The organism is Burkholderia sp. BCC0419 (genome assembly GCF_902830285.1).
Taxonomy (GTDB): domain Bacteria; phylum Pseudomonadota; class Gammaproteobacteria; order Burkholderiales; family Burkholderiaceae; genus Burkholderia.
In genome coordinates this window covers 1-2308 of the sequence record NZ_CADESR010000022.1, presented here as the reverse complement: position 1 = coordinate 2308, position 2308 = coordinate 1, and the positions used below count along the sequence as shown (strand labels likewise).

Annotated in this window: 3 protein-coding genes; all 3 read left to right on the top strand. The window is 67.9% G+C overall.

Translation table 11 applies throughout. From position 1 onward, the window contains the following. Positions 1 to 1503 (top strand): efflux RND transporter permease subunit (locus HWW87_RS36835; RefSeq protein ID WP_175824377.1); only part of this gene is annotated, 1503 nt, incomplete at its 5' end. A gap of 31 nt (positions 1504 to 1534) precedes the next feature. Further along, complete coding sequence (locus HWW87_RS36830; RefSeq protein ID WP_175824376.1) at positions 1535 to 1819, top strand: hypothetical protein; 285 nt, start codon at positions 1535 to 1537, stop codon at positions 1817 to 1819. 31 nt (positions 1820 to 1850) lie between these two features. Next, positions 1851 to 2308: YCF48-related protein (locus HWW87_RS36825; RefSeq protein ID WP_244107420.1), on the top strand; the 458-nt coding region annotated here is incomplete at its 3' end.

The window sequence follows — 2308 nt, the reverse complement described above, 5'->3', positions numbered from 1 at the left end:
GTGCCGTTCCTCGTGTTCGCGATCGGCGTGTCGCATGGCGTGCAGCAGGTGAACTTCATCGTCCGCGAGATCGCGCACGGACAGAGTTCGTTCGATGCGGCGCGCCACAGCTTCAGCGGCCTGCTGATCCCCGGCGTGCTCGCGCTGATCACCGCGTTCGTGTCGTTCATCACGCTGTTGCTGATCCCGATCCCGATGGTGCGCGAGCTGGCGATCACCGCGTCGCTCGGCGTCGCGTACAAGATCGTGACGAACCTGATCCTGCTGCCCGTCGCGGCATCGTGCTTCAACTTCACGAAAACCTATGCGGACAATTCGCTGAAGCGTGCGCAGCAGCGTGCGAAGCCGCTGCGTGTGCTCGCCCGCGTGGCGGAACCGAAGTACGCAGGCATCACCGTCGCGCTGACGGTGGCGATCTTCGCGCTCGCCGCGTGGCAAAGCCGCGATCGCGTGATCGGCACGCTGCAGCCGGGCGCGCCGGAGCTGCGCGCGGACGCGCGCTTCAACCGCGACGCGACGTCGATCGCCGGCAACTACGACATGGGTCTCGACTGGCTGACGGTGGCGATCGAATCGACCGGCAAGGCCTGCGACAACCCGGCGGTCGGGCTGTATGAGGACGACTTTGCGGCCGCGATGAAGACCGAGCCGGGCGTCGTGTCGGTGCAGTCGTACTCGGCGATGCTGCGCGCGTACAACCAGGGCTACAACGAGGACTTCCCGAAGATGAACGTCGTGCCGATCGCTGCCGAGAACTACGGCGCGGTGTCGGTCGACGTGTCGCGCGTGAAGGGCTTCATGAGCCGCGACTGCGGGATGACGGCCGTGCACCTGTTCCTGACCGACCACAAGGCGACGACGATCAACCGCATCCTCGACGACGTGAAGCAATACCGCGCGGCGCATCCGTTCCCCGGCATCACGGTGCGGCTGGCCGCGGGCAACGCGGGCGTGCTCGCGGCGACGAACGACGAAGTCGAGAAGAGCGAGCTGCCGATGATGCTCTACGTGTATGCGGCGATCCTGGTGCTCGTGTTCCTCGCCTATCGGGACTGGCGCGCGATGCTCGCCTGTTGCGTGCCGTTGTCGGTCGCGACCTTCATCGGCTACTGGTTCATGAAGGAGCTGCAGATCGGGCTGACGGTCGCGACGTTGCCGGTGATGGTGCTGGCGGTGGGCATCGGCGTCGATTACGCGTTCTACATCTACAACCGGCTGCAGGTGCATCTCGCGGGCGGGCAGGACATCGTGAAGGCCGTCCAGCACGCGATGCTCGAAGTGGGCGTGGCCACGATCTTCACCGCGATCACGCTGGCGATCGGCGTCGCGACGTGGAGCTTCTCGGCGCTCAAGTTCCAGGCCGACATGGGCAAGCTGCTCGCGTTCATGTTCATCGTGAACCTGGTGATGGCGATGACCGCGCTGCCGGCGCTCGCGTCGCTGCTCGAACGGTGGTTCCCGCGCCGCAAGCCGGCCCGCGCACCGGGCCTGTTCAGCCACTGAAGCCGGCCAACATCCCGACGGAGATCCAGTCATGGTCAAGACCTTCGCTGTTTGCGGCGCGCTTTGCCTCGTGGCGGCCGCTTTCGCACGCTTCGATGAAGCGGTCGCGGACCGGCCCGCGCCGGCCCACGCATTCGCGACCGACGCGCAACGCGTCAGCGTGCGCCACGCCGCGGTCGACGAACCGGCCGTGGCGCCGTCGTCGAACGACGGCGACGCCGGGCGTCAGACGGCGGCCGCGCAGGCTGCCGACAAGCCGCCCGTCATCGCGCTCGGCGTCGCGCATGCGGGCTGGTCGGTGCTGTTCAGCCACTGACCCCCGGGCCTACCACTACGGAGATTCATCCATGATCAAGACGCTCGTTGCCTGTACCGCGCTCTGCGCCGCCGCGGCGGCCCTCGCGCAACCGCAGGACGGAACGGTAGTGGCCTGGGCCGCGAAGCCCGCACATGCATGGGCCGAGCCGGCGCACCGGATGCTGATGGATGCGACGCGCGCCGGTTCGCGGATCGTCGCGGTCGGCGAGCACGGCATCGTGCTGCTGTCCGACGACGACGGCAAGACCTGGCGGCAGGCGCGGCGCGTGCCGGTATCGGCGACGCTGTCGGCCGTGTCGTTCGCCGATGCGAAGCACGGCTGGGCCGTCGGCCAGTGGGGCGCGATTCTCGCGACCGACGACGGCGGCGACACGTGGGTCACGCAGCGGCTCGATACGTCGGTCGACCAGCCGCTGTTCTCGGTGCTGTTCACGAATGCGCGGGACGGCATTGCCGTCGGCCTGTGGTCGCTGATGCTGCAGACGCA